At 65.5% G+C, this 21,292-nt stretch carries 17 protein-coding genes and 1 pseudogene; 8 read left to right on the forward strand and 10 right to left on the reverse strand.

Annotated features, from left to right (window positions below; all coding sequences use genetic code 11):
* Window positions 1–126 (forward strand): annotated as a pseudogene (locus ACTHNR_RS21965) (VapC toxin family PIN domain ribonuclease); the annotation flags it as partial.
* 57 nt (window positions 127–183) lie between these two features.
* Here ACTHNR_RS21965 and ACTHNR_RS21970 read toward each other — a convergent pair.
* Both ACTHNR_RS21970 and ACTHNR_RS21975 read right to left on the reverse strand, forming a co-directional pair.
* Window positions 184–384, reverse strand: a complete 201-nt coding sequence (locus ACTHNR_RS21970; protein ID WP_440550069.1) for a hypothetical protein — start codon at window positions 382–384, stop codon at window positions 184–186.
* The gene (locus ACTHNR_RS21975) at window positions 381–1,289 is read right to left on the reverse strand and encodes a LysR substrate-binding domain-containing protein (RefSeq protein WP_440550072.1); all 909 of its coding nucleotides are present in this window, start codon (window positions 1,287–1,289) and stop codon (window positions 381–383) included. Before ACTHNR_RS21975 ends, ACTHNR_RS21970 begins: the two co-directional genes overlap by 4 nt.
* Window positions 1,290–1,474: 185 nt before the next feature.
* On the opposite strand from ACTHNR_RS21975, the gene ACTHNR_RS21980 reads away from it, so the two are divergent.
* Window positions 1,475–2,719, forward strand: a complete 1,245-nt coding sequence (locus ACTHNR_RS21980) for a multidrug effflux MFS transporter (RefSeq protein ID WP_440550075.1) — start codon at window positions 1,475–1,477, stop codon at window positions 2,717–2,719.
* A gap of 158 nt (window positions 2,720–2,877) precedes the next feature.
* Here ACTHNR_RS21980 and ACTHNR_RS21985 read toward each other — a convergent pair whose 3' ends face one another.
* Complete coding sequence (locus tag ACTHNR_RS21985) at window positions 2,878–3,597, reverse strand: FadR/GntR family transcriptional regulator (RefSeq protein WP_440550078.1); 720 nt, start codon at window positions 3,595–3,597, stop codon at window positions 2,878–2,880.
* Window positions 3,598–3,740: 143 nt separating this feature from the next.
* On the opposite strand from ACTHNR_RS21985, the gene ACTHNR_RS21990 reads away from it, so the two are divergent.
* From ACTHNR_RS21990 to ACTHNR_RS22000, 3 genes are read left to right on the forward strand one after another with little or no spacing between them, the layout of a single operon-like run.
* Window positions 3,741–4,553: a (Fe-S)-binding protein gene (locus tag ACTHNR_RS21990; protein WP_440550081.1), complete on the forward strand. Its 813-nt coding sequence runs from the start codon at window positions 3,741–3,743 to the stop codon at window positions 4,551–4,553.
* The gene (locus ACTHNR_RS21995) at window positions 4,550–5,272 is read left to right on the forward strand and encodes a LutC/YkgG family protein (RefSeq protein WP_440550084.1); all 723 of its coding nucleotides are present in this window, start codon (window positions 4,550–4,552) and stop codon (window positions 5,270–5,272) included. The genes ACTHNR_RS21990 and ACTHNR_RS21995 overlap by 4 nt, the downstream gene beginning before the upstream one ends.
* On the forward strand, window positions 5,269–6,714 hold the full coding sequence (locus tag ACTHNR_RS22000; protein ID WP_440550087.1) for a LutB/LldF family L-lactate oxidation iron-sulfur protein: 1,446 nt from the start codon (window positions 5,269–5,271) through the stop codon (window positions 6,712–6,714). The genes ACTHNR_RS21995 and ACTHNR_RS22000 overlap by 4 nt, the downstream gene beginning before the upstream one ends.
* A gap of 22 nt (window positions 6,715–6,736) precedes the next feature.
* Here ACTHNR_RS22000 and ACTHNR_RS22005 read toward each other — a convergent pair whose 3' ends face one another.
* Window positions 6,737–7,825 carry a zinc-binding dehydrogenase gene (locus ACTHNR_RS22005; RefSeq protein ID WP_440550090.1) on the reverse strand — a complete coding sequence of 363 codons (1,089 nt, stop codon included), beginning with the start codon at window positions 7,823–7,825 and terminating at the stop codon, window positions 6,737–6,739.
* 107 nt (window positions 7,826–7,932) lie between these two features.
* Between ACTHNR_RS22005 and ACTHNR_RS22010 the strand changes: the two genes are divergently transcribed.
* Window positions 7,933–8,853, forward strand: a complete 921-nt coding sequence (locus tag ACTHNR_RS22010) for a LysR family transcriptional regulator (protein ID WP_440550092.1) — start codon at window positions 7,933–7,935, stop codon at window positions 8,851–8,853.
* A gap of 34 nt (window positions 8,854–8,887) precedes the next feature.
* On the opposite strand, the gene ACTHNR_RS22015 is transcribed toward ACTHNR_RS22010, so the two are convergent.
* Window positions 8,888–9,163, reverse strand: a complete 276-nt coding sequence (locus tag ACTHNR_RS22015; RefSeq protein WP_440550095.1) for a hypothetical protein — start codon at window positions 9,161–9,163, stop codon at window positions 8,888–8,890.
* A 275-nt stretch (window positions 9,164–9,438) separates the two neighbouring features.
* Here ACTHNR_RS22015 and fdhF point away from each other — a divergent pair, with 275 nt between their 5' ends.
* Both fdhF and ACTHNR_RS22025 read left to right on the forward strand, forming a co-directional pair.
* Window positions 9,439–12,414, forward strand: coding sequence for a formate dehydrogenase subunit alpha (gene fdhF, locus ACTHNR_RS22020; protein WP_440550098.1), 2,976 nt, complete (start codon window positions 9,439–9,441; stop codon window positions 12,412–12,414).
* The gene (locus ACTHNR_RS22025; RefSeq protein ID WP_440550101.1) at window positions 12,414–12,902 is read left to right on the forward strand and encodes a DUF1641 domain-containing protein; all 489 of its coding nucleotides are present in this window, start codon (window positions 12,414–12,416) and stop codon (window positions 12,900–12,902) included. Before fdhF ends, ACTHNR_RS22025 begins: the two co-directional genes overlap by 1 nt.
* 49 nt (window positions 12,903–12,951) lie before the next feature.
* Here ACTHNR_RS22025 and ACTHNR_RS22030 read toward each other — a convergent pair whose 3' ends face one another.
* The 5 genes from ACTHNR_RS22030 to ACTHNR_RS22050 all read right to left on the reverse strand — a co-directional run.
* Window positions 12,952–15,063 (reverse strand): HlyD family efflux transporter periplasmic adaptor subunit, encoded by a 2,112-nt coding sequence (locus ACTHNR_RS22030; protein WP_440550103.1) that lies wholly within the window; start codon window positions 15,061–15,063, stop codon window positions 12,952–12,954.
* A gap of 39 nt (window positions 15,064–15,102) precedes the next feature.
* Complete coding sequence (locus tag ACTHNR_RS22035; RefSeq protein ID WP_440550106.1) at window positions 15,103–16,566, reverse strand: efflux RND transporter periplasmic adaptor subunit; 1,464 nt, start codon at window positions 16,564–16,566, stop codon at window positions 15,103–15,105.
* 14 nt (window positions 16,567–16,580) lie between these two features.
* Window positions 16,581–17,312, reverse strand: a complete 732-nt coding sequence (locus ACTHNR_RS22040; RefSeq protein WP_440550109.1) for an efflux RND transporter periplasmic adaptor subunit — start codon at window positions 17,310–17,312, stop codon at window positions 16,581–16,583.
* 137 nt (window positions 17,313–17,449) lie between these two features.
* On the reverse strand, window positions 17,450–19,015 hold the full coding sequence (locus ACTHNR_RS22045; RefSeq protein ID WP_440550111.1) for a TolC family protein: 1,566 nt from the start codon (window positions 19,013–19,015) through the stop codon (window positions 17,450–17,452).
* Window positions 19,016–19,065: 50 nt separating this feature from the next.
* Window positions 19,066–21,292, reverse strand: a 2,227-nt coding sequence (locus ACTHNR_RS22050) for a beta strand repeat-containing protein (RefSeq protein ID WP_440550114.1), incomplete at its 5' end; no start/stop codon positions are given.

The raw sequence follows: 21,292 nt of genomic DNA on the forward strand, positions 1-21,292 counted from the left end.
GCGTCTGCGAAGTCGGATTTCGCAGACTGCCTGATCGAGCGTTCGGGACATGCCGCCGAATGCGAGTACACGGCGACTTTTGACGTGACGGCCTCGAAGGTGGCAGGGATGCAGTTGATTAAATGAAGTTGGGGAAGGTGCGGAGGTAGCCCATAGCTGGAAAGCCTCGGCGCGCGGCGACATTCAAGCGCTCAACCGAGGGCGCGCCGAAGAAGACAATTGCGCTTTCCCCTCCAACCGAAAAAACGCCACGACGTCACTGAGTTTCCGCCCCTGCTCTTGCAATGAAGCCGAAGCGGCCGCGGCCTGTTCGACGAGCGCGGCGTTTTGCTGCGTCACTTCGTCCATCTGCGCGACGGTCAAGTTGACTTGTTCGAGCTTCAAGCAGCGGCCGCGACACCCTCCTCCGACGTCTCCTCCAACGCCCGCATGAAATGCCGCACTCCGGCCGTTTGCGCGCGGGCGCGCCAGAGCAAATGGATGTCGACGACGAGCGGCAGCCAGTCCATCGGTTTGAACACGACACCCGGCGGGCTCATGCGCTGCATGCTCGCCTGCATGATGGCCACGCCGAGCCGGGCGCTGACGAGCCCAAGCGTCGTCGATACCTGAGCGACCTCGAATTGGATATCGGGCGTGAAACCGCACGATGCGCACGCTGACAGGAAGCGCTCGCGCGCCGCCGGGTTGATCGCCTTGGGCAACGCGATCCACGGCATACCATCGAGATCGCTCGGGGAAATCGCCGCCTTCCCCGCAAGCGGATGGTCGTCCGCCATGGCGATGACGAACGGTTCGCTCGCCAGCAAGCGACTCGTCAACGTTTCAGTCGGTTTCGGCAAGTTGTAGACGAACGCGATGTCGATCACTGACCGCTCGAGCGCATCGATCTGCTCGCCCGAACGCATCGCAGCCAACTTCAGGCTGACGCGCGGATGCGCCGACCGAAAGCGGCGCAGCGCCGCAGGCAGCCGACCGTTGTGAATGACCCCCTCGCAATAGCCGATCGAGAGCGAACACGCCTCGCCCTTGCCCACTTGCCGCGCCCGCTCCTCCACGCGCTCGGCCTGCAGCAGCAGATCGCGCGCTTCGTGCAGAAACTCCCGCCCCGCGGGGGTCAAGCGCACGCGTTGCTTGATGCGCTCGAACAGCTGCAACCCAATATGGTCTTCCAGCTGACGAATCTGCCGCGATAGCGGCGACTGAGAAATATGAAGCCGCTCGGCCGCGCGCGCGACATTCTCCGTCTCGGCCACGGCGACGAAGTAACGCAGCTGCTGCAGTTCCATGATTAAGTCCTTTTTCGCATCAACTGTGACTTATTAAGTCTTGGACTGCATTATATCCAGCCTTTAAGCTTCCGCCATCGCATCGTTGCATCCGGTCCGAACCCGCGATGATCGTCCGCCATCCAGTGCAAGCTGCGCAGAGGCCTACGACCGGAACACGCGCCATCGAAGGAAGGAACCTCGCCATGACCCAGCCACGCTTTGCCGTGCCCCACGGCGTCTTGCTCGTCACCCTCGTGTTGCTCAGCGCGAGCGGCTTGCTCGCCTCGGACATCAACCTCCCGGGCATGCCGCTCGCGGCCCAAGCCTTCGGCACGCCGATCTCGGCGCTGCAGCATACGTTCAGCATCTATGTGATCGGGCTCGCGCTCGCGCAAGCGCTCTATGGCCCGCTTTCCGATGCCTACGGCCGGCGGCGTCTCGTCATCGGCGGCATGCTGCTCTACACGGTCGCGTCGATCGGCTGTTCGGTCGCGCCGACCGTCACGGCGTTCGGGCTCGCCCGCGTTTTCCAAGCGCTCGGCGCCGGAGCCGGCATGGTCATCGGCCGCGCGATCGTCAGCGACATCTTCGACGCCAAGACCGCCGCCCGCACGTTCACGACGATCATGCCGATCGTCGGCGCGTCTCCAGCGCTTTCTCCGCTCGTCGGCGGCTACATCACGACCTACGTCTCGTGGCGCGCGCCCTTCTTGTTCACGGCGGCGCTCGGCGTGGTTTCCGTCGTGTTGCTGGCGCTCTACATTCCGGAGACAGCGCCCAAGTCGAAGCGCGAAACGGGCGCCGGCAGTCTTGCGCACACCTTCCGCAGCTACCCGATGCTGCTCGCGCAACCGCGTTTCTGGTCGTATGCGCTGAATCTGTGCGTGGGGTACGCCGCCTATCTCGGCTATCTCGCGGCCTCGCCGGTGATTCTCGTCAACATGGGTTTGTCGACGAAGGCCATCAGCTACTGCTATATGAGCCTGTCGGTCACATATATCTTCGGCAATCTGACCTCGCGCCATTTCGCCAAGACGCGCGGCCTTGATCGGCTGCTCGGCGTGGGCTATGCCATTCTCGCGGCGGGTGCGGCATGCTTGCTCGTCGCCGGCTGGATGGGCGCGCATTCGCCCGTGCCGATGATTCTCGCCATCTCCGTCGTCACCCTCGCCAATGGCTTTCTCGTGCCGCTCTCGTTCGCGGGCGGCGTAACGAGCTTTCCCGACAACGCGGGAGCGGCATCCGGTTTAATGGGCGCCATGCACCTGATCGCCGGCTCGCTAGCGATCTATCTCGTGGCCGCCATGCCGGGCACCGTGTCGGCGCTCGCCGCCTTCGTCACGGTCGTGGCGGCGATCGGATGCATCGCGTTTCCGCTGCTATTGCGCTTGTCCAATATGCCCAGAGCCGTCGCGCCGGTTGCCTGCACGCACAAGACGACGGCCTGAACGATCGTCCATCACGGCGGCGCGCGCGAGTTCCCCCATCTCGGGTTGCCGCCCGATTCATGAATCCGTGAAATGGCGCCGGGGGAGCGCACAAGGCTGCGACGCTGCGAGGCGACTTAATTGGTTGGACCAATGCCGCTTCGCCGCACCGCGCTCCGCTAGCGCCCCGAGCCGTGCTCCGAAACTTTGCCGCGCACGAAGTCGATATGGGTTTGCATCGCCGTGCGGGCTTCTTCGGGGCGGCGCGAACAGATCGCGTCGCACAGCGTGCGATGCTGCTGCAGCAACACGATCGACTCATCGTCGCCTTGCTCGCGCAGACCGGTGCCGTTGATGGTGATGTGCTCGCGCAGAACGCCGAGCACGCTCGCATGCAGGTGGAGAAACATCGTATTGTGCGACGCCTTGGCGATCGCTTCGTGCAGCTTCGCATCCGCGGCCGCTTCGGCCGCTTTGTCGTCGGCGCGGCGCGCGGCTTCGAGCGCACGCATCAGCGCCTCGATCGCTTTCACCTCCGCCTTGGTCGCGCGCATTGCCGCGAAATAGGCCGTCGCGCCCTCCAGCACGCGACGAAATTCGAGGATATCGTCGCGCAGCGCCGGATGATCGGCGACGAGTTCACCCCACGGAGAGGCCACGCCCGTGCGCAAGCGATCGGTGACGAACACCCCCGCGCCGCGCCGGCTGGTCAGTAGCCCGCGCGCGGCCAGCCGCTGAATCGCCTCTCGAACGGTGTTGCGCGCGACGCCGTACTGCTCGGCCAGCACGCGTTCGGCCGGCAAGCGCGCGCCCACGCCCCAAGTGCCGTCGAGCAGCGACGTCTCCAACCGGCGCATCGTCGCTTCGACGCGCGAGCGCGCGTGAGCCCTTTCCCTCATCGCCTCCATTCCCTCATACGTTTGCCGTTGCACCGATTGCGCTAATTGGACCAACCAATTTGTGTGCTCGCGACATTGCGGCAATTATGCACGCATTGCCGCCCGCTCGGTTTCCCCTGAGCCGGACGGCCATGGAGACAGACATGCCGCAACGACAGTACCCCACCGCTCGGCCCACCGACGTTTATCTATTCGCCACGTGCCTCGTCGATCTGTTCGTCCCTCAAGCGGGACTCGACGCCGTGCGACTGCTCGAACGCGAAGGCCTCACCGTCCATTTTCCGCGTGCGCAGAGTTGTTGCGGCCAGCCCGCCTATAGCAGCGGCAATCCAAGCCAGGCCTGCGCCGTGGCCCGCGCGCAATTGGATGTGTTCCGCGAGCCTTGGCCTATCGTCGTCCCATCGGGTTCATGCGCCGGCATGATGCGTCATCACTGGCCGCAGTTGTTCGTCGACGATCCCGCCGATGCGCAACGCGCAAAGCAGTTGGCGGCGCGCGTCTATGAGTTGACCGAGTTTCTCGTGCATGTGCTCGACGTCGATTTCAGCGGCGCCACCCCCGCCTCGCTCGGCGAAGAGCGCGTCGTCTTGCATACGTCGTGTGCGGCCCGCCGCGAGATGGGTACGCGCGAGCATGGCGTCGCGCTCGTCGATTCGCTGCCAGGGGTCACCCGCATCGAGCACGAACGCGAATCGGAATGCTGCGGTTTCGGCGGTACCTTCTCGCTAAAACATCCCGATATTTCGGGGGCGATGGTGAGCGACAAGGTCGCATCGGCCTGCGCCACGGGTTGCGATCGGCTCGTATCGGCCGACTGTGGATGTCTGCTCAACATCGGCCATGCCGCCGAGCACCGCGCGACGCCGCTCGCCGTCGAGCATCTCGCGAGTTTTCTGTGGCGCCGCACCGGCGGCGACGCAATGCGGGATTCTCGATCCGAGGAGATCGAAGCATGAGCGGCGCCCGTGAAAGAATCCTCGGGCGACTGCGTTCGCCTACGCCCGCATCGTCCGGCGCGCCGGCTTCGGAGGCCGACGTAACGCTCGGCAAGCGCATCGATGCCCACTACGCCCAATGGCGCGCGCTGGGCGACGCCAGCCCGGCCGCGCGCGTCGACGCGTTCGAAACGGCGCTGACGGCCGCGCATGCCGAAGTGATTCGAGCGAGCGCCGGCGAATGGCCCGCGCAGCTCGCGCGCTCGATCGCCAACGCCGGTGTGCGCCGCTTGTTGCTCGATACGCGCCGCGCGGAAGGCGCCGCGCTCGCAGCCGCGTTGCCGGCCGCCGTCGAACCGGTCGCCTTCGCACGGCCGATCGAGACATGGAAAGCCGAACTCTTCGACACCGTCGAGGCGGGTTTCACCGTCGCGCGGTCCGGCATCGCCGCAACCGGCACACTGATCGTCTGCCCCGATCGCGGCTCGCCCCGTACGATGTCGCTCGCTCCGCCGCTGCATATCGCGCTGGTCTACGCCGAAACCTTGCATCGCGATCTGCACGAGGCCATGCAAGTCGAGCGTTGGCGCGACGGCATGCCGACTAACCTCGTTCTCGTCTCGGGCCCGTCGAAGACATCCGACATCCAGCAAACGCTCGCCTACGGCGCGCACGGCCCGCGCAGGCTGTGGGTCGTCATCGTCACCGATGAAGTTCACTCGCACGGAGCGCAACGATGAGCACGCAACCGCTTCACTTCGTCGCGCCGAACGATTTCAAAGCGCGTGCGCGCGCGGCGCTCGACGATCCCGATCTGCGCGAGAATTTTCGCGGCGCGATGGATTTTCTGCAAGGCAAGCGCGCGGTGCAGTTCCCCGACGCCGACGAACGCGAGGCGCTGCGCGATTTGGGCGAAGCGATTCGGCGCGACGCGCTTGCGCGCCTGCCCGAGTTGCTCGCCCAGCTCGAATCGAAGCTCGTTGCGGCGGGCGTGCATGTGCATTGGGCAGACACACCGGATGACGCCAACGAGATCGTTCTGCGCATCGCCCAGTCGCACCGCGCGAAGCGCATCATCAAGGGCAAATCGATGGCGAGCGAAGAAATCGAGCTCAACGATTATCTCGCCGAGCGCGGCGTGACTTGCACGGAATCCGATCTCGGGGAATTCATCGTTCAACTCGCGCATGAGAAGCCGTCGCACATCGTCATGCCGGCGATTCACAAGACCCGCCGCGACATCGCCCAGTTGTTCGAAGCGAACATTCCCGATGCGACCTACACCGAGGACGTCGATGCGCTGATTCAAACGGGCAGACGCGCGCTGCGGCACGCGTTCGTCGATGCCGATATCGGTCTGTCGGGCGTGAATTTCGCGGCGGCCGATACGGGTACGCTATGGCTCGTCGAAAACGAAGGCAACGGTCGGCTCTCGACGACCGTACCCGATGTGCACATCGCCATCATGGGGATCGAGAAGGTCGTCGCGAAACTCGACTACATCGTGCCGTTGTCGAGCCTGCTCACGCGCTCGGCCACGGGCCAAGCGATCACGACTTACTTCAACCTCATCTCGGGGCCGCGCCGCGAAGGCGAACAAGACGGGCCGCGCGAAATGCACGTCGTGCTGCTCGACAATGGCCGCACGCAAGCCTATGCCGATGAGCAATTGCGCGCGACGCTGCAGTGCATCCGTTGCGGCGCGTGCATGAACCACTGCCCCGTCTATACGCGCGTGGGCGGTCACGCTTACGGCACGACCTATCCCGGGCCGATCGGCAAGATCATCTCGCCTCACTTGCTGGGCCTCGAAGCGACGGCCGATTTGCCGACTGCGTCGTCGCTGTGCGGCGCGTGCGGCGAAGTCTGCCCCGTGCGGATCCCGATTCCCCAATTGCTGATTCGTCTGCGCACCGAAGCCAATCGCGCGCCCGACGAAGCCGTTGCGCATGCGCTGCGCGGGCAAGGGGCGAACTACAGCCGCCGCGAGCAGCTCGTGTGGCGGTTCTGGCGCGGCGCGTTCGCGCATCCGCGCATCTACCGCGTCTTCCGATGGGCCGCGACGCGGTTCGCCGCCTTCGCGCCTTCGCATCAGATGGGCTGGACGCAACACCGCACCCCGCTCAAACCCGCGACGCGCAGCCTGGCCGATCTGCTGCGCGCACGCGGTCAACCCGAATAAATCGACCGATACACGCCGGCGTTCACCCCCACGCGCGCTCGCCTTCGGCCGCCACGACCGTGCACTGCAAACCTTGCGCCGCACCGGCGCGATCGATCGCGGCTTCCAGCTGGGCGAACGGAAACGTCGCCACGTCGATCGCATCGAGCGCCAACTGCCCTGACGCCGCCAGCGCCACCAGCGTCAAATAGTCGGCCCGCGTGTACATGAAGTTGCCGATCAACTCCCAGTTGTTGAGCAGCATCTCGCCGTACGGAATCGGCAGCTCCACCTGCATGCTGCCCATCAGCACGAGACGCCCGTTGCGCCGCAGGCTGCGCAATGCGGCGAGCGTCGCATTCGCATCGGTCGCCTGGCCCACCATGTCGAAGGCCAAATCGACGCCACCGCCCGCGGCCTCGCGGATCGCGGCCGAGTCCGCTGCGCTGTCGCCGGTCAGCACGACGGGCGTAACGCGCCCCCCGCCCAATTCCACGAGCTTGGCGAGCGACGACGCCCGGCGGCCGAGCGCCACGACCCGGCCCGCGCCGAGCGCCAGCGCGGCGAGCACCGCGGCCGAGCCGAAGTAGCCCGTCGCGCCGTTGATCGCCACCGTCTCGCCGGCAGCCAATCGGCCGCGCCGCAAGCCGCCGAACGGCACGGAGAATTTGCCCAACGCCGCAAGCCGCGAAGAGGCCACGTCCTCGAGCCCGTCCAGGGCGAGGACCGTTGCGACAGGAAACTCGGCTAGCTCGCGCAGCGACCCATGCCGGAAATCGCCCAGCAGCGGCGCGCTTCCCGCGCTGATGCCGGTCAATCCGATCAGCACCTGCTCGGGCTCCGGCACCGTTTCGTCGGCGCGCCAGTAGGGATTGACTGCAACGCGCTGCCCCACGCGAAAACCGAACACACCCTCGCCGACTGCTTCGATCCGGCCGATGCCGTTCGTCCCCGGCGAAAACGGTCCGGGCGGAAATGCGTAGGGCAGCTTGCCTTCAAGATAAGCGCGCGTGTAGCTGAGCAGCGGCACGGCTTCCATGCGCAGCAGAACCGCCCCGCGGCGGGGCTGGGGCGTCGGTTCTTCGCGCAGGGCCAGTGGCTTACCAGGTTCGTCGAGCATCCATGCTTTCATCGTCGTGTTCTCCGTCGAGTGGGGTCGATCGAATGCGATCGGACGGTTGAACTGTAGGCCGGGCGGACGTATTCTTGAAATCAATTGCGAAGATCCGACCTATCAATATGATTGATCTCAAGGGCCTCGACCTGAATCTGCTGGTTTCGCTCGATGCACTGCTCGAGGAGGCGAACGTCACACGTGCGGCCGAGCGGCTGCATTTGACGCAGCCGGCCGTTTCGACGCAGCTCGGACGGCTGCGGCAGATGTTCGGGGATCCATTGCTGATCCCGGCGCCGAGCGGGCGCGGCATGACGCGCACCGTGCGGGGCGCCGAGCTGATGGCGCCGCTCAAGGCCGCCCTCGCGCAGCTCGAAGCCGTCGTACTCAAGCAGCCCTCGTTCGATCCGCGCGCGGATACGCGTCGCTTCTCCATAGCGGGCAGCGATCAGGCTGTCGCTGTTCTGGGTTTTCAGTTGATGCGGACATGGCCCGAGCGGGCGGGCCCCAACGTGCAGCTCGCGTTCGTCACGGCCGCGCAGTCGACGAGCGTCGAGCGCTTCGAGCGTGGCGAGGTCGATTTGCTGATCGGTTCGGAGCGGATGGTTCCCGAATGGGCGAAGGCACGCAAGCTTTACGACGAGCGGTTCGTCTTCGTGCAACGCAAGGGCCATCCGCGCGGGACGGGGCCGCTCGATCTCGATACGTACTGCGCACTCGATCATGTGCTCGTGTCGACGAGCGGGGGCCAATTTTTCGGGTTCATGGACGAGCATTTGGAGCGGCTCGGACGCACGCGCCGTGTCGCCCTATCGGTGCAGCACTTCACCGCCGTGCCGCAGCTGCTTGCCCTCACCGACTACGTGTCCACGCTGCCCTCGAGACTCGTCACGCGCCATCGAGACACCCTCGACATTTTCGAATTGCCGTTCGAGGCGCGCGGCTTCGCGATGTCCGCCGCATGGCATCCCCGCAGTCATCTCGACCCGGCCAATACGTGGCTGCGCGAGACGGTGGCCGACATCGCGTTGAACTGGGCCCCGTGATAGTGCGCTGATGACTGGCCGCGCGGTGGCCAAGTCAGCTTTCGCCGCGTAGCCGATCGCGCTCGCTCTGCGTACCGGGAGGTGTGCCGGGCTTCGTTTCGGGGTCGGCCGTGGGCGCCGCGTCACCTACCGGGCCCGCCACTGGGCCGTCGATCGGGCTCGCAGCGGGCGCCTGGCGCATGTCGCCGTCCACCGGAATGTTTTCGGTGTGTCCCGGCACCGGCTGCCGTTCGATATGCATCCGCTCCACTCCGGCATCGGATTGCTTCTTGCGTTCATCCTTGCGTTCCGGCTGCTCGTCGTTGGACATGGGAATCTCCGAAGGGCAAAAGATCTACAACAGCCCCCAGCATCCACCGTGCCCCGTCCTCCGCGCCGGCGCTGAGACGCTTTCACCGCGCGAGCCATCGTGCGTTTCTATTCGCCGGGCGATGACCGGGAACGCGCAATGCTTGCGGTCGTTCACTTGCGTCGATTCGATCGAGGCGCCACCACTTTCGAAGTTATTTCGGAGTGCTGACGTTTTCCGATCGGGACGCGATACATCCGACAGAACCGTATCAACCCTCGCCGACAGGAGGTCTCATGACCGTCCGCGACGCTTGCACGCTGACGTATGACGGCAAAACGCTGACCGGCGAGGCCGGTCAGCCGCTCGTCGATTTTCTTGCCGAACACGGTATTCATCTTCCGCACGTCTGTTATCACCGCGCACTCGGCGCGCTGCAAACATGCGACGTTTGCTGGGTCGAGGTCGATGGCGAACTCGTGCGGGGATGCGCGGTTCGGAGCGCGCAAGGACTTGCGATCGTCAGCGAAAGCGACCATGCCAAAGCGGCGCGGCACGAAGGCCTCGATCGCGTGCTGGCGAAGCACGAACTGTATTGCACGGTGTGCGAGCACAACACGGGCGATTGCACGTTGCACAACACGATGGCGCAGATGAACCCGCCCATTCAGCGCTACGCCTATCAACGCAAGCCCTATGTCAAAGACGAGACCAGTCCCTTTTACACCTACGATCCGGATCAATGCATTCTGTGCGGCCGGTGTGTGGAGGCTTGTCAAAACGTCGAGGTCAATGAAACCCTGAGCATCGACTTCACGATGGAGCACCCGCGCGTGCTGTGGGACGGCGGCAAGAGCGTGGACGAATCGAGTTGTGTCAGTTGCGGCCATTGCGTCACCGTCTGCCCCTGCAACGCCTTGCTCGAAAAAACGATGCAACCCGATGCGGGGCCGTTTACCTCGATGCCCGAATCGATGAAGCGGCCCATGATCGATCTCGTGAAAACGCTGGAGAACACGATCGGCGCACCGCCAGTCACCGCGTTGTCGGTGATGGACATGCATTGGCGGCAGCCCGAAATCAAACGTACGAAAACGGTTTGCACCTATTGCGGCGTGGGGTGTTCGTTCGAAATGTGGACGCGCGATCGGCAACTGCTCAAGGTGCAGCCTGTCCTCGATGCGCCCGCCAACGGCATTTCCACGTGCATCAAAGGCAAGTTCGCCTGGGACTTCATCAATTCCGACAAACGGCTCACCACGCCGCTGATTCGAGAGCACGGCCGCTTCCGCCCCGCGAGTTGGGACGAAGCCCTCGGTCTCGTCGCTCGCCGGCTGCTGGAAATCCGCGATCTGCACGGTCCCGACAGCATCGGCTTCATCGGCTCGAGCAAGGCCAGCAACGAGGAAGCCTATCTCACGCAGAAAATCGCGCGCCTCATCATCGGCACGAACAGCGCGGACAATTCATCGCGCTACTGTCAAAACCCGGCCACGATGGGCCTCTTTCGCACCGTCGGCTACGGCGGCGATGCGGGGACGATCGCCGATATCGAAAAGGCCGACCTCGTCGTGATCGTCGGCAGCAATACGGCCGAAAATCATCCCGTCATCGCCTCGCGCATCAAAGCCGCTCACAAACTACGCGGGCAAAAACTGCTCGTGGTGGACACGCGCCGCCACGAGATGGCCGAGCGCGCGGATCTCTACTTGCGGCCGAAAGCCAGCACCGACCTCGTCTGGGCCAGTGCCCTCTCCCGCTATATGTTCGATCACGGTCTGGCCGACACCGAGTTTCTCGCGAAGCGCGTCAATCGCGTCGACGAATACCGTCGTTCGCTCGAACCGTTCACGCTCGAATTCGCCGAGCAGGTGACAGGCATCGCACGCGGGGAACTCGAACAGGCGGCGCGCATGATCGGCGAAGCGAAAAGCGTCTGCCTGCTGTGGGCCATGGGTATTACGCAGCACAGTCACGGCGCCGATACGAGCACCGCCCTCTCGAATTTGCTGTTGGTCACGGGCAACTACGGACGCCCCGGCACGGGCGGCTACCCGATGCGCGGCCACAACAACGTGCAGGGTGCGAGCGATTTCGGCTGCCTGAAGAACGTCTACCCCGGCTATGAGAAAGTCACCGATCCCGCCATTCGCGCGAAATGGGCGAAGGCATGGGGCGTCGAGCCGAGCCGGCTTTCCGACAAAATCGGGCAGGACAACTTCCTCATGGTCGAAGAGGCGGCGCAAAAGCGCATTCGCGCCATGTACGTCATCGGCGAGGAGACCGCGTTCTCCGATGCCGATTCCGAAAACGTACACAAAGCCTTCACCGCCCTCGACTTCTTCGTCGTGCAGGATATCTTCTTGAGCCGCACGGCCGAGTTCGCCGACGTCGTGCTGCCGAGTTGCCCGAGCACGGAAAAAGACGGCACGTTCGTCAATACCGAGCGGCGCATCCAGCGTTTTTACGAAGTGATGAAACCGCTCGGCGACAGCCGCCCCGATTGGCGCATCCTGACCGACCTCGCCGCCCGCATGGGCCATGACTGGGGTTACACGCATCCGTCGCAAATCATGGACGAGGTCGCGGGCATCGCCAAAATATTCGAAGGGGTGAATTACGAGCGGCTCGAAGGATGGAAGTCGCTCGTCTGGCCCGTCAAGGCCGGCGGCTCCGATACGCCGCTGCTCTACACCGAGCGTTTCCACACGGACGACGGCAAGGCCGTGCTCTACCCGCTCGAATGGAAATCGCCCCAGGAAGACGCGGACGACGAATACGATCTGATCGCCGACAACGGCCGCATGCTCGAGCAGTTCCAAGGCATGAATCAGACAGGACGGGGGCCGCGCATCTGGCGCGAGGCGCCCAATTGGTTCGTGGAAGTTAGCCCGGAGCTCGCGGCCGAGCGCGGCATTGTCGACGGCACATGGGTGCGATTGAGTTCGCGCCGCGGCTCGGCGGAAATGATCGCGCTCGTGACGGACCGCGTCCGGGGCAACACACTTTACTTGCCGATCCATCAGGGCAAGCCCGGCGTCAACGAGATGACGGGCGAGCATCACGACCCCGACGTCAACACGCCCGCCTACAAGGAACTCGCCGTCAAGCTGGAATGCTTGCCGAAGCCGAACGGGGGCCAGCCCCTGCCGCAAAACAACTTCCGCAATCACGCGCGTACGCCGAACGCCGGTATCGACGCTTCGGTGAAATGGGCCCGCGACGACTATGTCGAGCCGCCGCAGACCATGCCACACCCGGAGAGATTCTGATGGCCGAACGCATCTATTACGAACCGGAGCCGCCGAAGACCGAGCCCGACGCGCACGAGGCGCTCGAACGTCTTCTGCAAAGTTTGCACGCGCAAGGCGTGCTGCGATTCGCCAACGATCTTGTTTCTGCGAAGACGCCCGTCACGCAGGTGCTCGTCGAAGGGCTCAGCAAGCCCGGCACGTTGAACGCGATTCAGAATCTTTCGATCGTGCTGATGGCGCTTTCGCGCATCGAGCCGAGCCAGTTCTATAAAACGGTGTTCGCCGTGACCGACGCGCTAGCGCGCATCGGCGCGTGGCAGCCCGATCCCGACGGCGAAGGGCACACGGCGCCCGGCTTTACGGGCGCGTATAAGATGCTGCACGACGATGCGCTGTGGCAAGCGCTCACACCGTTGATCGAAGCCATGAAGGCGTTTTCAGCCGGGCTGGAGCGTCACGTCGACAAGCCGATCTCGGCGTTTACGGGGAAACCGAGTACGGCATAACGGGCGATTCGCGCTGCGCCGCGTGCCGGGCGTCATGGTACTCGCGGCGTTACGCCCCGCCTTCCCGCTGAAACACCGATGCGAGATGCTTCAGTGCGCGCCACGCGAAGCTTTGGCGCGCTCCGCCGATGGTCGCCGTGCCGTCGATCTCGCGCGGCCAAGCCTCATTGGACGGACATTCGCCGATCCGCACGCGATAGGTCGCCGCAAGCGGCACGAGCTGATGCGTTCCCGGCTGCTGTTGCACCGGCAGCGGGCCGCCGTAGACGCTCGCCAGCGAAGGCGTGTCGAGTGTCGCCACGTTCACGCGATCAACGGCCGTCACGCGGCAACGCACGGCGCCGAGTTCGGGCAACGACGCGACGAAATCGACGCGATCTCCCGCAGCCACACGCGCGGCATCGTCTTCGCCGACGAATGCCTCCCCCTTCACGCCGGTCGGCCCGACGACATCGAAAACATGCTCGCCCCGCGGCAGCCAAGTGCCCGGCGCCAGTTCGTCATCGGTTTGCACGACGCCGTCGAACGGCGCCCGCAGCGTCAATTGCGCGACCTGCGCGGTGAGTCCCGCCACGGTTTCGCGCGCGGCGTCCCAGCGCCGTCGCAGCGCCACGCCCTGTTCGAGCAAGCGCTCGTCGAACGACTGCTGCTCGACTTGCCAATTGAGCAGCGCTTCATCGGCCTGCGCCGCTTGCAGTCGATGCGTGAGATCGGGTGAGGCCAGCACCGCGAGCACATCGCCCGCATGAACATGTTGCCCATCGCGCGCAATCGGCGCTTGCTCCGTCACGTATCCGGCTTCGGGTGCATAGAGCCCTTGCGCGCGCAGCGGCCCGAGCACGGCCGGCGCGCTGACGCCGCCATGCCAAGGCAGCACGAAGAAACCGACGAGCAGCGCGCCGATGAGAGCGGTGCGCCGCGTCTCGCGCCGCCAACGCAGATCGGCGCGACGATGCCAGCAAGCCGCGATTTCGCGCACGATCGGGCGCGCGATGAACCAGCCGAATTCGACGAAGAACAACATCAAGCCCAGCGCCTTGAAAAATGCGTGATAGACGACGAGGGCGATCGAGAAGAACACGACGAGCCGATACAGCCAGGTCGCGAACGAGAAGGCGATCAAAAAGCGCCGGCGCTTGGGCGCGCACGGCTCGGGCTGCGGATCATGAAAACCGAACAGCCGCTCGCGCATCCACCAGCGGCCGAAGGCGAATGCCCTGTCGTGCAGGTTCGGCATGTCGAGCCAATCCGACAGCAGGAAGTAGCCGTCGAAACGCATGAACGGGCTCGCATTGATCGTCAGCGTGCCGATCCATGTCGTCGTCGCGAGCAGGAACGCACCCGCTCGCAGCGGCCCGTCGGGCAGCACGCTCCAGGCCAACGTCGCCAAGGCGGCCAGCGCCAGCTCCGTGAGCATGCCGGCCGCGCCGATGCGCAGCCGCTCGGCGCGGCCGGGCACCTTCCACGCTTCGGTCGTATCGGTATAGAGCACCGGCACCATCACGAGCAGCGCGATGCCCATCGTCGGCACGCGGCAACCGTAGCGATGCGCCGTGAATGCGTGTCCGAACTCGTGCAGCACCTTGGCGCAGCCGATCGCCACGCCGATCGCGAGCAACCCGCGCAGATCGGCGTAGCCGTGGAATGTGTGGATGAATTCATCCCAGCGGCGCGACACGAGCACGAGGCCGGTCAGCGCCATCAGCATCACGCCCAGCCAAAACGCCGGACGGTAGGCGATTTCCGCATAGCGCGCGAAGCGCCGCAGGAACGGCATCGGGCGCCACAGCGGCACCCGGATCATCAGGTAATGCTTGAGCAGCCACATCGCATGCGAGAGCTTGTGCGCGGAGGCCGAGGCGGCAAGCCGGCCCGTATCGGCCGGACTCGCCGCGACGAGCAGGTGCTGATGATGCAGCATGCGCACGAGCGATTCGAAGTCGTCCATCGTCAGATGGAGCGTCGTCTCGGCGTTGACCGAAGCCACGATCGCCGCGGGGTCGTCGAGCGACCAGCGCGAGAGCATTTCGAACGCGGGCCAGCCGATCTGGAAGAAGCGATTGCCCGCCGGATCGTGGAGCATCCACGTGGGCGCGCCTTCCGGCGTGGCCGCACCGGACGTGAGGCTCAGTTCTTGGCGTAGGGATGGAAGGCGTGCCATCGGAGCGCTGCGTCAGTGAAAGCTTCGGCCGCGCACGGCTTACCAGCCGAGCCACTGCCGCGCGGTCGCCAGCGGGCGACGCAGCAGGTAGTAGGCAAGCGGCACCCAGCGGCCATGGATGCGCGCGGTCCCCATTACGCCGAGCGGCGGCTTGACGGCGCCCGTGAACGTCGCCTTGACGCGATAGGCGACGACGCCCTCGGGCGTCGGCTCGGCGCGGTAGGCCACCGTATCGATGCGCGCATTGTATGAAGCAAGCGGCGAGCTCTTCGGATAGAGCGTGACGCTCGCGCCCGGCACGACGTCGACGTTGTCGGCCACAGACACATAGGCCGTCAGCTCGACGTGCGCCGGATCGGCCAGAAACATCACCTTCTCGCCGATCGACACCGCTTTGCCGTTCCAATCGTTCGGATCGGAGAAGACGGCCACGCCGGCGCGCGGCGCATTCACGCTCACGCGCGCCAGTTCGCGCGCGGTGTAGTCGAGTTCGACCGCGCTCTGATCGAGCTTGCCCTTGCGCAGCGCCATGTCGAGCCGATCCTTGTCGTCGGTGACGGCGAGCTGCGCGGTCTGCCGATATTCCTCCTGCGCCGTCGCGTAGTTCTTGTTCGCCAACGCGTAGCGCGAGGCCAGCGCCGTGGAGTCGAGCGCGAACAGCGGCGCACCGGCTTCGACGCGCTGGTTCGGCTGCGCGAATAGATGGTCGATGACACCGTCGAGCGGCGCTCGAACGACGAACGGATCCTTCGCCGTGACCTCGGCGGGCGCGAGCACCGTCAGCGGCACCGGCACGACCAGCGCACAGGCGAGCGCCACGAGCACGCGACGCCGGTACTTACCGACGCTCAACGCCAGTTTCGCGCGCTGCATCCACGAAGCCCGAGGCGAAAACGCCGCGAGCGCATGCGACCAGACGCGCGCGAGTTCGGCCAGGAGCGCTTCATCCACGGGCGTCCACGACTCTTCGCGCGCGAAGACCACTCCACCGAACGAGCGGCCCGTCCTGTCGACGAGCGGCACCCAAAGCGCGTGCGCCGGCCACCAAGCGTCCCATTCGCTGGCGAGCGTATCGGGCAGGCTATCGGCTGTGAACGCATGCGGCCAGGTAGGCGGCGGGGCGTCGGCGCTCTGCGCAGGGGCGTCCGCGGCCACGTGCGCGGTGGCTTGGCCGCCCATATCCGTCGCCGGCTCGCTTTGCGAGGCGGACGCCGCGGGCGCCGCGGGATGCGCGCGCCGTTCCAGCGCGCGGCACACTTCGCCGAGCCATTGCACGTACGGTGCGCCCGGATCGCTCTGAGGCAAGCCCGACACCGCCGCCACCGCGCCGGGCACAGGGGCCGGCGCACGCCACCAGGCCGCCTGGCGGTACGGCACGAGCGAAAGCGATTCGTTGACGATGACGAAGCCGAGCGTTTCCTCGCTCGGCGCTTCGCGCGCGCGCGCGGACAATTGCCATAGGAGGGCGAGCGCGCTCGCCTCGATCCGTAGCGGGGCGTTCATCGTGCGGCTACCGTCTAGTGACCGGCGGCGGCGAAACGCGCCCAGCCGCTCATACCGGGCAACAGCTCGGGCGTGTGGGCGGACAGCGCAGCGGTCACGTCTACCGTCTGCGTGACCGGATCGACACGCGCGCCGATGCGCGCCACCGTGGCCGGATAGCTCTTACCCACTTCATCGACGCTGACCGTCAGCGCGTGGCCGGGCTTGAGCCAGGCAAGCCACTTCGACGGCACGATCATCTTCAGTTCGAGGCGGCTCGTGTCGACGATCGTCAGAAGCGGCTTGCCCGGTTCGGCGAACTGCTGAGCCGAAGCGCTGCGCTTGACGACGCGTCCGTCGAACGGCGCGGCGATGCCGCACTTTCTCACCGTCGCCTGCATGTAGGCGACCTCGGCCGCGCTGGCTTTCGCCTTCGCCTCGGCTTGCTGCACTTCGATCTCGCCGATCGAATGCAATTGAGAAAGACGGTCGTTGACGCGCTTGAGTTGCACGGCGGCGTCGGCCTCGGCTTGCGCCTTGTGCAATTGCGCGGCGTAGAGCGAGCAGTCGAGCGAGACGAGGGTCTGCCCCGCACGGAATGCGTCGCCGTCGCGAAACGGCATCGAGGCGATCTTCGCGCTGATTTCGCTCGACAGGTCCACTTGATCGCGCGCGACCAGCTGAACGCGGATGCGGCCGTCGTCATCGGCGCGGGCGGCCGACGAAACGCCGGGCGCCGCCGGCGTCATCGACGCATTCGGCGGCATGGGCGCCCCAGGTGACACACGTGGAGCCGGCGCCGCGACGGGGGCTTGCAGCCCCGCCGCTTGGGCCCTACCGGCTAAACAGCTGAAACCCACTACCATCAGGGCTGCACTGCGCAGCCCTGTCCTGCACCATCGGTTCATTGCGTTTTTGCTCCATCCGCGTGGCCGAATTGGGCCCAGCGCGTTTGCTCCTGGTCGATCGATTGCTCGATCGATTTCAAATCGCCCTTGCCGGCTTCGGCCGGCAGCGGGTCGAGCCCGAGCGTCGCCAGCATCTGACCGTAAGCGCTTTCCAGCTCACCGTAGCTTTGATACAGGCGCAGCTCCGACATCATCGCAGAAGTCGCCGCCCGAATCTCCTCCAGCTTGCCTTGCGCGTTGGCGATCGTGGCGTTGTGCGTGTGCTGCAGGATTTGCCCGTCGACGTCGTTGATCTGCTTGAACAGGTCGAACTGGCGCTGCTTGGCGCTCAACTCCGCCCGCGCCACGTGCACTTGCGTGAGCACCGCCATCGACAGCGCAAGCTGCTGCGCGCGCGCAACATCGTGCTGAGCGTCGGCCATGCCGCGAATGTTCTTGGCGTTGAGCAAGTTGAGCAGGTTCCAGCTCACGTTGATGCCGGCTGCGCGCCAGGCGTGATACGCCAGAAAGCTATTGCTGTCGTAATGCGCGCCCAGTTGGAATTCGATGCCGGGCAGCAGCTTGGCGATCGCCTTATGCGTTTCGTTCACGCTGATGCGCTCGTTGTAGCTCGCTTCGACGAGCTCCGGCCGGCGCTCGAGCGCCGTCTCTTCCATGCGATCCATCGGCATGTCGAAGGTCGGGACCGAGAAACCTTGGGGCGGCGCGAGCGTGATATCGGTGCCGGGGGCGATGTTCATGAGCGAGGCGAGCCGCGGCTTCGCTTCGTCGAGCTGGTCGCGCACGGCTTCGAGCTGACGCATGATGTCGAGCAGCGCGTGTTGATAAGCGAGCGTATCGAGCGGCGAGCGCAAGCCCTCCTGCTGCGACTTGCGCGAATCCTCCAGCGCTTGCTTGGCCTGGGCGAGCAGCGGGCCGACGCTCTTCTCGAGACGCTGCGCGCCCACCGCTTGCCAGTAGGCCTCGCGCACTTGCTGCATCATCAACTGCACGACCTTGCGCCGGCGCTGCTCGACCACGAGTACGCGGTCCGCCTGCTCCTTCGCTTCAAAATAGCTGACGCCGAAGTCGAGTACGTTCCACGAGAACGTCAGATCGGCCGTACGGTCGTTCTGATCGGTCGAGTACGACGGCTCCAACGATACTTGCCTCGTCTGCAGCGAAATCGACTCCGACGCGAGCGGGTGATTTCGATTGGTGTACCCGGCCGCCGTGGTCAGGCGCGGCAGCATGTCGAAGTTCGCCACGTCGAGCTGCTTCTGCGCGAGCGCCTCTTCCATCATCTTCAGGCGATGGTCGAGATTGAAGCGGATCGCGCGCGCCATCGCTTCTTCGAGCGTCACGGGGCCAGTGATCGGCGGCTGATCGGCGAACATGGCCGTGCGCTGGGCTTGAGCATTTTGCACGCGCTCGGCGTCGGTGAACGGCGTCGGCTTGATCGCGCAGCCCGACAGCCACAAAGCGGCCACCGAAATCGCGATCAGCGTCGGGTGCATGGCGCGTTTGGAACGCGGCTCGCGCGAGGCGTTGGCGGCAGGCGCCGCCGCGGGCGCAGGCATCATTTCGGCAACTGACGGTTGTAGTCTCATTGGTCTAGAAGGATGACGGGAATTCATACGCGACGCGCAGCGCCGCCCGGATTCGTAACGTGCAGCGCGGCGCGCGCCCGCGCGAACTGCTGATCGAGCGAAGGCTTGCCGACGGGGCGCGCCGCGCGCGCGACGGTCGGCTCGACGAGCGCCGCATGGCCGGGCGCCTTCGGATGGGCGACACCGTGCGAAGGACCGTGTTGGCCGTGCTGCCCGTGTTTATCGTGCGGTGCGAGCACGACTTCGCGGCGCGTTTCGTGGCCGGAAGCATCGCGCGTCTGAACGACGATATGCACGTCCTCGACGCCCTCCGGCAGTTTGCCGCGCAGCACGCCGTTGGCCGCATCGTAGTGAATCCAGCCGGGCAAGGAGCGGCCGTTGGCAAGCTGGACCGTGACGTCGGAGCCGCCGTGCATCGCTTCGGAAGGCGGCAGCAGCGTCGCCACATCGATCGAGAACGGGTCGTTCGGCGCCATCGTGAACGACACATCGGGCAAGCCGAGCGGCGCGTCCACGGGCGAAACGGAAATCGCAGCGTCGAGCGCCGTCATATCGAAGCGCGGCACCGACGCATGATCGAGCGAATGCATGTTCGCCGGCGCGTTCGGGTCGGTAAACGTCATCGTCGTCACGACAGGCACCGAGCCGATCGGCAGCGGATGATCGAACTCGTCGAGCACGTCGGGCGGCGCGGTGTTGTCGTTGCCCGTGAACAACGAAGTATGCGACGCCCCCGGCGTGTCGATGACCGTCGGCGGCGGGGAAGGCAGAATCGGCGGGAACGCGGGCGCGTTGGTGATCGAGATCGTATTGGAGGCCACCGCGCTCGATTTGACGCCGTCGTTGACCGTGAAGGTCACCGTCCGGCTGCTGCCTGCGTTTTGCGCTTGATCCGAGTACGTGACCGCTTGAAGCGCCGCGGTCCATTGCGCGATCGTCGCCGTGCCGCCGGCCGAGGTCAACGTGAGCACGCCCGTTGCGGCGTCGTAGCTCGCCGTGATGTTGCCGGTCGCCCCACTGCCGGTGAAGGCGAGCGTATCGTGGGCCGAATCGAACCCGCCCGTGATCGACACCTGAGCCGATGCAAGCGTGGTGTTGTCCAGATCGCTGATCGTGACTTGCGGAGCCACCGCCACCGGTGTCGAGCCGATGCCTCGCGCCGTGAACGACACGTTGCCGCTGACGCTCAAGACCGGCGTTTGGTCCGTATCGGTCACCGTGATCGTGCGCGTGGCTGTCGCACTCGTGTTGTTCCCGCCGTCGATGCCCTGGAAGCTCACCGTGCGCGTCGTGCGGTCGGGCGTCAGCGCCGTATCGTCATAGGTCACCGACCGCAGCGCGCTTTGCCATTGCGCCAGCGTTGCCGTACCGCCCGCGGAGGTCAGCGTCAGCACGCCCGTCGCCGCGTTGTACGACGCACCGATGTCGCCCATGGTCGCGCCGTCGTTCGTGAACGCCAGCACGTCCTCGCCGCTGTGCAACCCGCCCGTGATGCTGACCGTGACCGAACTGAGAGTGTTGCTGCTGCCGTCGGTGATCGTCAGGCCCGAGTCGACGGCAATGGGCGTGGAGGCCGTGCCGTCGCCGGCCACGAACGCCGCCGATCCGGTGTCGGTCGTGATGACCGGCGCTGCGATGTGGACCGTATCGGATGCGATCGCGCTGGTCTTGACGCCATCGCTCGTCGTGAACGAGATCGTGCGGTCGCCCGAGGTGGTGTTCGTGCCCGTGGAGAATGTCACGGCGGACAACGCGGCCGCCCACTGCGCGTCGCTGGCCGTCGCCCCCGCGGACGTCAGCGTCAGCACGCCCGTCGCCGCATTGTATGAAGCGGCGATGTTGCCGAACGTCGTCGTGTTCGTGTTGATGAACGTCAGCGTGTCGCCCGTATGGAAACCCGCGCCGATCGAAACGATTCCCGATGCTTGCGTCGTGTTGTCCAGATCGGTGACCGAAATACCGCCGTCGATCGTTGCGGCGGACGTGCCGGCGACGTAGTTCGTCGCGCCGCCCGTCGTCGTCACGATCGGCGTTTGATCGGTGTCCGCCACGGTCACCGTGCGCGTTGCCGTGTTGCTGGTGACGCTGCCTGTGTCGACGACTGTGAAACTGATCGTGCGCGTGGCGTTGTTCGGCGTCACCGCCGTGTCGGTGTACGTCACCGCATCGAGCGCAGCCTGCCATTGAGCCAGCGTCGCCGAATTGCCGGAGGACGTCAGCGTCAGCACGCCCGTGGCCCCGTTGTACGAC

This window comes from Trinickia sp. (genome assembly GCF_051954495.1).
Classification (GTDB): Bacteria; Pseudomonadota; Gammaproteobacteria; order Burkholderiales; family Burkholderiaceae; genus Trinickia.

Excerpts from the sequence above, each read along its gene's own strand:
- ACTHNR_RS21975 (WP_440550072.1), bottom strand. The coding sequence starts at position 1,289 with ATGGAACTGCAGCAGCTGCGTTACTTCGTCGCCGTGGCCGAGACGGAG.
- ACTHNR_RS21980 (WP_440550075.1), top strand. The coding sequence starts at position 1,475 with ATGACCCAGCCACGCTTTGCCGTGCCCCACGGCGTCTTGCTCGTCACC.
- ACTHNR_RS21985 (WP_440550078.1), bottom strand. The coding sequence starts at position 3,597 with ATGAGGGAAAGGGCTCACGCGCGCTCGCGCGTCGAAGCGACGATGCGC.
- ACTHNR_RS21990 (WP_440550081.1), top strand. The coding sequence starts at position 3,741 with ATGCCGCAACGACAGTACCCCACCGCTCGGCCCACCGACGTTTATCTA.
- ACTHNR_RS21995 (WP_440550084.1), top strand. The coding sequence starts at position 4,550 with ATGAGCGGCGCCCGTGAAAGAATCCTCGGGCGACTGCGTTCGCCTACG.
- ACTHNR_RS22000 (WP_440550087.1), top strand. The coding sequence starts at position 5,269 with ATGAGCACGCAACCGCTTCACTTCGTCGCGCCGAACGATTTCAAAGCG.
- ACTHNR_RS22005 (WP_440550090.1), bottom strand. The coding sequence starts at position 7,825 with ATGAAAGCATGGATGCTCGACGAACCTGGTAAGCCACTGGCCCTGCGC.
- ACTHNR_RS22010 (WP_440550092.1), top strand. The coding sequence starts at position 7,933 with ATGATTGATCTCAAGGGCCTCGACCTGAATCTGCTGGTTTCGCTCGAT.
- ACTHNR_RS22015 (WP_440550095.1), bottom strand. The coding sequence starts at position 9,163 with ATGTCCAACGACGAGCAGCCGGAACGCAAGGATGAACGCAAGAAGCAA.
- fdhF (WP_440550098.1), top strand. The coding sequence starts at position 9,439 with ATGACCGTCCGCGACGCTTGCACGCTGACGTATGACGGCAAAACGCTG.
- ACTHNR_RS22025 (WP_440550101.1), top strand. The coding sequence starts at position 12,414 with ATGGCCGAACGCATCTATTACGAACCGGAGCCGCCGAAGACCGAGCCC.
- ACTHNR_RS22030 (WP_440550103.1), bottom strand. The coding sequence starts at position 15,063 with ATGGCACGCCTTCCATCCCTACGCCAAGAACTGAGCCTCACGTCCGGT.
- ACTHNR_RS22035 (WP_440550106.1), bottom strand. The coding sequence starts at position 16,566 with ATGAACGCCCCGCTACGGATCGAGGCGAGCGCGCTCGCCCTCCTATGG.
- ACTHNR_RS22040 (WP_440550109.1), bottom strand. The coding sequence starts at position 17,312 with ATGCCGCCGAATGCGTCGATGACGCCGGCGGCGCCCGGCGTTTCGTCG.
- ACTHNR_RS22045 (WP_440550111.1), bottom strand. The coding sequence starts at position 19,015 with ATGATGCCTGCGCCCGCGGCGGCGCCTGCCGCCAACGCCTCGCGCGAG.